Origin of the sequence: Microcoleus sp. S28C3, from assembly GCF_036700785.1 — a bacterium.
Taxonomy (GTDB): domain Bacteria; phylum Cyanobacteriota; class Cyanobacteriia; order Cyanobacteriales; family Microcoleaceae; genus Microcoleus; species Microcoleus asticus.
In genome coordinates this window covers 1-7,025 of sequence record NZ_JAUBPO010000189.1, presented here as the reverse complement: position 1 = coordinate 7,025, position 7,025 = coordinate 1, and the positions used below count along the sequence as shown (strand labels likewise).

Here is a 7,025-nt window from a genome sequence, read left to right as displayed (position 1 = left end):
ATTGCTGGTATTTATAATTATGAACTTTATTTGAAGATAAATTAGCGATCGCCTGAGAATTTCGCAAGAGGTCTAATCGTAATCCAGCATGGCGAATTTCAAAAATGGAACTCGCCTCTTACTATGGTTGGCAAAACATTGATGGAGAAAAACTCAAAGAGATTCAAACGAAACTCAGTAACTTTGAGTCTATGACATGGCGGGAGATATTGGTTGACAGTAAAAAACAAAATCATACCGTGCCAATTAATAAGCTCTCTAAACTAGCCCGCGATCGACTAACCGAAATGAATCTAGATGATTTGGATGAACTCACTTCTTTACGCTTATCTGCGACCGAAAGAATCTGGGGCATACTCAATCAAGGCGTGATGGAGCTACTTTGGTGGGACCCGAAGCATGAAGTGTATCTCACCCAGAAAAAGAACACTTAAAACCCACATTCCGCACTTCAAAATGTAGTATGTAATTATTACACCTGTTTGGTAGTTTGGCAAACACCAAAACAGAAAAAACTAAGTATTTATACCCAAACAAAACAAATAAAACGTCAAATAACTCAGAATTTTCGTATTACTTGCTCAGAATTTTCGTATGACTGGCCATACTACAAATTGACGTGCGGAATGTGGGCTAAAAACTCTTACTCTGCTTCACCAATCAGAGTAAATCCGGCCCAATCTCTGGGTTCGGGATGCTTTTTCATCGTGATTAGCATTGCTTGTCGCAACGCTTGAGCTTTATTAGGATTTTGCTGCAACTGGCGATAGAATTCTGCCATTAATTCAGCGGTGGGAGCGTCGGGAACGTACCATAAAGAGGCAAGGATGCTGGAACTCCGGCAGTAATTAATGAGCAAGATAAGCCAATAACACCATCACCCGTTAGTTTTCCTCTGCCAGTATTGCAAGCACTTAAAACGACTAATTCGGCATTTAATTTTAAATCTAATATTTCGCGGAAGTGAGCCAGCCGTCATCATTGGTACCCAAAGCATCGCGAGTGCCGCGAATCATGTCTGCAAAGACTGTATCTACATGATTGTATAATCGGTTAAAACTGAGATATTGCACCATTGTCAATAAACCTTTCACGGGAGGGATCTCCTGCCCAATTCCTACTCCCCACAAGAAAATTTATATGTTGTGGAACAGGCATCTTGCCTGTTGCTGACAATGGTGCAAGATATCAGTTAAAACAAAAAGTACCGCTGCGCCATTGGCAAAACTGTTGCCGGTTCGCAAGTTAACAATTCCCCATCCGCCCTGACTTCATAAGTTTCTGGATCGACTTCCATTTGTGGCAAATAATCGTTGAGTTTCATGTCTCTTTTGCTAATTTGCCGCGTCCCGGAAACTGCTACAGCGGGCTTTTGCAAACCGAGCTGTGCGGCAATACCTCGATCGCGCGCAGCTTGCGAAATGAACGTCAGACAAGTCGCCCCAATCGCACCGCCAAAACTGCCAAACATCGGCCTCATATGCACCGGTTGCGGCGTGGGAATGCTGGCGTTAGCATCTCCCATCTGCCCGTAGGCGATCGCCCCTCCTTTAATTACCAGTTCCGGTTTCACCCCAAAAAAAGCCGGTCGCCACAAACACAAATCCGCCAACTTTCCCTCTTCCACCGAACCAACATACTGACTAATTCCGTGAGTAATCGCCGGATTAATTGTATATTTTGCAATGTACCGCTTCACCCGAAAATTGTCGTTAATCCCCTCTGTTTCCCCCCCTTGGTAAGGGGGGGTTAGGGGGGGTAAATTTCCCCGCTGCACTTTCATTTTATGAGCCGTTTGCCAAGTCCGAATAATCACCTCTCCAACTCTTCCCATCGCCTGCGAGTCAGAAGAAATCATACTAAACGCACCTAAATCGTGCAAAATATCCTCAGCAGCAATAGTTTCCCTTCTAATTCTCGACTCAGCAAAAGCGACATCTTCAGGAATGCCCCGATCTAAATGGTGGCAAACCATCAACATATCTAAATGTTCTTCTAAAGTATTGACAGTGTAAGGGCGAGTCGGGTTAGTTGACGAGGGCAAAACATTAGCTTGACCGCAGACTTTAATAATATCCGGTGCGTGTCCGCCGCCAGCACCTTCGGTGTGGTAAGTGTGAATGGCACGATTTTTAAATGCGGCAATTGTGGCTTCTACAAATCCCGCTTCATTGAGAGTGTCGGTGTGAATTGCAACTTGCACGTCGTACTCGTCAGCGACACTCAAACAAGTGTCAATTGTTGCTGGCGTAGTTCCCCAATCTTCGTGGAGTTTCAAGCCCATTGCACCGGCAAAAACTTGTTCGACTAATCCTTGAGGTTGACTGCTATTTCCTTTACCTAAAAATCCTAGATTTACCGGGAAAGCGTCGGCTGCTTGCAGCATTCTGTACATATGCCAAGGCCCGGGAGTGCAGGTGGTGGCGTTTGTACCCGTTGCAGGGCCTGTGCCACCGCCGATCATTGTAGTGATGCCGGAGGCGATCGCCACTTCTATTTGTTGCGGGCAAATAAAGTGAATGTGACTGTCAATTCCCCCCGCCGTAAGAATCATCCCTTCACCAGCAATTACTTCTGTACCGGGTCCGATAATAATATCTACCCTATCTTGAATGTAAGGATTTCCGGCTTTACCAATTTTGTAAATTTTGCCGTCTTTAATGCCGACATCTGCTTTAACAATTCCCCACCAGTCTAATATTAAAGCATTAGTAATTACAGTGTCAACTGCACCGTCCGCATTAGAAATAGGCGACTGTCCCATGCCGTCGCGAATGACTTTGCCGCCGCCAAATTTCACTTCATCCCCGTAGGTTGTGAAGTCTTTTTCAACTTCAATGAATAATTCTGTATCGGCTAATCGGACGCGATCGCCTGTAGTCGGTCCGAAAGTTTCCGCGTAAGCGCGGCGATCCATTCTGTAACTCATGCTCGCTCCTAATATTTTTTTAGTTAGCAGTTGAGATTAACTTTAATTATACTATGTGCCGAGTTACTCAATCTGAAACGAGTTAAAAAAAATGCAATTTGAGGCAACTTTTAAACCTAATAGGCATCAATTCTTCCCGATCTAAAATCGAAAATCGTATGAGGGGGCAAGTTTACTCCAGCATTTTCTTGATTTCCCTTTTCAAAACCTCCACATCCACCGTCATATCCATGCCAATTAAACTCCAATCTTCGGATTCATTGCTGTCCTCAACCATACGGGAGTATTCTAATCCCAATAGCTGGCAAATGTAATAGAAATATGGCGGAGTGTAGCCTCCATAAAAGCATTCCAATACTTTCGTTCCCGGCTGACACCACAGCAAATTTGTAAAACCAGCCCCGTGAGGGCCGACAACCACCGCCGCTTCTGCAAACAAACGAATTTGTTCATCAACAGTGCGCGAGATATCTTCCAAAATTTCAAAATCAAATTCTTTCAAAACCTCTCGCACTTGTACTTCATTTTTAACCTTGCGCCGGCCGCTTCTAGACAGATAAAGCTTTCTATAAGGCTTTACCTTTTCCTGAAGAGCGAATTTTCTACGCAAAAGCTCTATATCGTAAGGACTAGGAAAATACCAGTCTTGATTGTTTCCCACCACCGCACTTTCTGCATGATATCCCGTATCTCTAGCCCGAGTGTCGATTAGGGAACTTTCAGGAATACCGAGTTTCGTCATAAAGCCCAACTCAAAATCAGTATGCCGTAAAGGATAACAAATTTTAGCTTCTTGCCAAATTTCCTTACCTAAAGCCTCCTCAATTCGGCAAAGTTTAGCCAGCACAAAAATGACATAATCATAATAACTGCACCACAAATGCGACCAAGGAGCAACTACAAGCGGATAGGTAATTTGGTTGGGTTTGTAAGGCCATTCCAGAATGCCCGCACCGCTAATCCGAAAATCCAAGTCTAAAAGCAACTTGTTATTCAGCAGCGTGTTGCCCGACGTACAAATAGTTAGAGAAGTTATTTTTTGATTCAGGGAAATCTTCCACACATAATCTGGGTCAAAAGACACGGTTTTTTCCGTGGCAAAAAACCGAGAAGGCACTTTATTTACCGAGGTTAATGCGGGTATATTGATAGGTGGGTGCTGCTTTTTATAAACGATGCTGTCATCTAACAATTTGATGCTGGTGCGCCGATCTAACGGGGTTCTCCAGACACGCCTGGATGTTTCCAGCAAGCTCTGCTTCAATGCCTGTTTTATCTGGTCAACTAATTTTGGGTTCATCACGCACTTTTGCTGTATATCCTTGCAGTTTTAATAACCACGCTATATCCCAAACAGCAGATTTTAACTCGCTCAAAAGTCTGAGATTGAACTAACAAAAGAAAGCCAGAAGGCACTTATGCAGAAGGCAGAGAAAAAATTTTGAGATTGCTTTGCCACTCTCCATGCGTAGGGCTGGAAGTGATACCATTTTCGATTTGAGATTGGGATGACCGATCACTATCATAGTGTGGAGATGACCTACAGTTGCATTCTTTTTTTAAACTGCTTTGACTTTTAAGTTAAAAAGTTTCAAATTAAAAACTCAATCGTGAACTACCTTCTGGCTTCATACTTCAGCATCCAGATGACCATCCACTTTTCCATTAAAGCCGTAGACTTGACGGCTACCAACAAACGGTACTAATTGAACTTCCCTTTCATCTCCCGGCTCAAACCTGACTGCTGTACCTGCTGGGATATCCAACCGCATTCCTTTTGCTTGTTCTCGATTAAATTCTAAGGCTTCGTTTGCCTCATAAAAGTGATAGTGGGAACCGATTTGAATGGGTCGATCGCCTTTATTTCCTACCAGAAACCGCATGGTGGGGCGCTCGGCATTTAATTCTATTTCGCCTGCTGAAACAATCATTTCTCCTGGAATCATTTTTTCCTCCTCTGAGTATCTGTGGTTGATTTTTTAACGGATCGGATCGTGCACTGTTACCAACTTAGTTCCGTCGGGAAAAGTCGCCTCAACCTGCACTTCATGCACCATTTCTGGTATCCCTTCCATCACATCTTCCCGCGTCAGAAGAGTTGTCCCGTAACTCATTAAATCTGCGACGGTGAGACCATCTCTTGCTCCTTCTAAAATCGCGGCGGAAATGTAGGCTAGTGCTTCGGGATAGTTTAATTTTAAACCTCTTTGTTTCCGGCGCTCTGCTACCAGGGCGGCGGTGAAAATCAGCAGTTTGTCTTTTTCTTGGGGGGTGAGTTGCATTTTTATTCGGGTAAGGGCGATCGCATTATTTGGTTATGATATCGTTTGCGGTTGTTTCTGAATGATTAAACCGCAAAGGGCGCAGAGGGCGCAGAGGAAGAGAAGAGAGAGATGAATAATCTAGTTAGCAGGGCAACTATACATTGAAACTCAAATATCATCCTATTTTATCCAAACTCTGGGCAAACAGCAAGGGCGTTGTGAAAAAGACAAGCGCAGCAACTGCCAAATGCTGACAAACCAGTCTCTAGCTGCGGTTGTGGATGTACCGCGATATCTGCACAGTAAACCGTTAGGAATACGAGTCACGCCGACGGTGGAATTACCAGGATAAATTGTTGCCTCACATGGCAAATTTCGCACTTTTTCCACGAGTTCTGTGGTTACGGGTTCGCCTACCCAAGCGAGGGTGGCGACTACGGGTTTTCCTGCGAAACCGTGAGGACTCTCGAGCATTTTTTCTCCACCTTTGAGCAATTGTCTGTCAATCCATAAAGGGCTGTTTTGTTGCCAGACTTCGGTGTGCGATCGCCATTCTCCCGACAAGAACTTTTCGCCCCTAGCACTGCGTCCAAACCTAGTAATTTCCCACAGTAAAATCCTCGCTGTTGGCGGTAATTCTACCCGCAAATTTTGCCGATATATTGCGCCGTCAAAAACTATTGTTTCTTGTGGCAGCCATTCTAAATTAGCACCGATATCTAGTTGAATGTCAATATTTTGTTGTGATTCTAGTCCGCTGCTGCGATAGATTTTACCAGCGGCGGCCGTGGTAATCAAGGCTTTGGCGTTGGGTTGGAGGTGAAAATGGCTGGAAAGTCGATCGCCCCCGACAACTCCCCCAGCCGTGTGCAAAATTACGCTGTGACAAACGTCTTTCCCTTCAGGATAAAACGGGCGCTGCACCTTCAGCGGTGCTTGCATTTCATTGCGAATAATTTGAGTTTTGCCGTTGCGGTTGGCGTAGGTTAAATTCAGGTAGCCGTGCCATCCATTTTTAACATTATCTGTATTTTGTGCGATCGAAGTTTCAGTCACAGATTTTTGAAATTCAAAACATTCACTATCAAAAACATACCACAACTGCCGCGCAGCCCGGTTATTTTATAAATAATGATAATCGTTATCTAAAATATTTTTCGGATCTGCACTAATTAGTATAACAATTTACATTTATCAAGCATCTGATCGGGGAAGATGCCGATACCATGTAAAAATTAGTAACTAGAGGAGTGCAGACTATGCCTCAAGTTCTCTTCAAAGTTGATTTGACCAAACCGATGTCAGAACAGGAATTAGTCGGTCACAATCGCTGGCATCCAGATATTCCAGCAGTAGTTTCCGTCAATCCCGGCGATGTATTTCGCATCGAGTGCAAAGACTGGACAGACGGACAAATTAAAAATGACGACAATCCCGACGACATTCGCGATGTAGACTTAACAGTAGTTCACGTTTTGAGCGGGCCAATTTACGTTAACGGCGCGCAACCAGGGGATATCTTAGTAGTCGATATCCTCGATATCGGGGCTTTGCAAGGGGACGAATGGGGTTTTACAGGAATTTTTGCTAAAGAAAACGGCGGGGGTTTCTTGACCGAACATTTTCCGACTGCTGCTAAAGCAATTTGGGATTTTCAGGGCATTTATACCGCTTCTAGACACATACCAAAAGTGCGGTTTGCTGGGATTACTCATCCGGGTTTAATCGGCTGCGCTCCTTCTCAGGAATTGTTGAATCAACAGTTCGGACATATTTTGGGAGAGTCAGGCTCTGAGAGAGCCGTATTCTAGGAGTTTTCGGTAGTTTGGATT

Annotated in this window: 7 protein-coding genes and 1 pseudogene; 2 read left to right on the top strand and 6 right to left on the bottom strand. The window is 44.2% G+C overall.

What is annotated here, in order from left to right; genetic code table 11:
• Nucleotides 1-104: 104 nt before the first annotated feature.
• A complete protein-coding gene (locus QUA13_RS30890) occupies nt 105-434 on the top strand; it encodes a hypothetical protein (protein WP_333204710.1) in 330 nt (109 codons plus the stop codon).
• A 209-nt stretch (nt 435-643) separates the two neighbouring features.
• Here QUA13_RS30890 and QUA13_RS30885 read toward each other — a convergent pair.
• The 6 genes and pseudogenes from QUA13_RS30885 to QUA13_RS30860 all read right to left on the bottom strand — a co-directional run.
• A pseudogene (locus tag QUA13_RS30885) lies at nt 644-980 on the bottom strand (CHAT domain-containing protein); the annotation flags it as partial.
• 212 nt (nt 981-1,192) lie between these two features.
• Nucleotides 1,193-2,929 (bottom strand): urease subunit alpha, encoded by a 1,737-nt coding sequence (gene ureC, locus QUA13_RS30880; RefSeq protein WP_333204708.1) that lies wholly within the window; start codon nt 2,927-2,929, stop codon nt 1,193-1,195.
• 172 nt (nt 2,930-3,101) lie between these two features.
• Nucleotides 3,102-4,229 carry a glycosyltransferase family 61 protein gene (locus tag QUA13_RS30875; protein ID WP_333204706.1) on the bottom strand — a complete coding sequence of 376 codons (1,128 nt, stop codon included), beginning with the start codon at nt 4,227-4,229 and terminating at the stop codon, nt 3,102-3,104.
• A 328-nt stretch (nt 4,230-4,557) separates the two neighbouring features.
• Nucleotides 4,558-4,875, bottom strand: a complete 318-nt coding sequence (locus QUA13_RS30870) for an urease subunit beta (protein ID WP_333204703.1) — start codon at nt 4,873-4,875, stop codon at nt 4,558-4,560.
• A gap of 33 nt (nt 4,876-4,908) precedes the next feature.
• Nucleotides 4,909-5,211: an urease subunit gamma gene (gene ureA / locus QUA13_RS30865; protein ID WP_015179363.1), complete on the bottom strand. Its 303-nt coding sequence runs from the start codon at nt 5,209-5,211 to the stop codon at nt 4,909-4,911.
• A gap of 162 nt (nt 5,212-5,373) precedes the next feature.
• Nucleotides 5,374-6,249 carry an urease accessory protein UreD gene (locus tag QUA13_RS30860; protein WP_333204701.1) on the bottom strand — a complete coding sequence of 292 codons (876 nt, stop codon included), beginning with the start codon at nt 6,247-6,249 and terminating at the stop codon, nt 5,374-5,376.
• 203 nt (nt 6,250-6,452) lie between these two features.
• Between QUA13_RS30860 and QUA13_RS30855 the strand changes: the two genes are divergently transcribed.
• Nucleotides 6,453-7,004: an acetamidase/formamidase family protein gene (locus tag QUA13_RS30855; RefSeq protein ID WP_445242763.1), complete on the top strand. Its 552-nt coding sequence runs from the start codon at nt 6,453-6,455 to the stop codon at nt 7,002-7,004.
• The last annotated feature ends 21 nt before the right edge of the window (nt 7,005-7,025 follow it).

What these genes read in the sequence shown, in the direction of transcription:
- QUA13_RS30855 (WP_445242763.1), top strand. Translation starts at nt 6,453, where the DNA reads ATGCCTCAAGTTCTCTTCAAAGTTGATTTGACCAAACCGATGTCAGAA.
- QUA13_RS30875 (WP_333204706.1), bottom strand. Translation starts at nt 4,229, where the DNA reads ATGAACCCAAAATTAGTTGACCAGATAAAACAGGCATTGAAGCAGAGC.
- ureC (WP_333204708.1), bottom strand. Translation starts at nt 2,929, where the DNA reads ATGAGTTACAGAATGGATCGCCGCGCTTACGCGGAAACTTTCGGACCG.
- QUA13_RS30890 (WP_333204710.1), top strand. Translation starts at nt 105, where the DNA reads ATGGAACTCGCCTCTTACTATGGTTGGCAAAACATTGATGGAGAAAAA.
- QUA13_RS30870 (WP_333204703.1), bottom strand. Translation starts at nt 4,875, where the DNA reads ATGATTCCAGGAGAAATGATTGTTTCAGCAGGCGAAATAGAATTAAAT.
- ureA (WP_015179363.1), bottom strand. Translation starts at nt 5,211, where the DNA reads ATGCAACTCACCCCCCAAGAAAAAGACAAACTGCTGATTTTCACCGCC.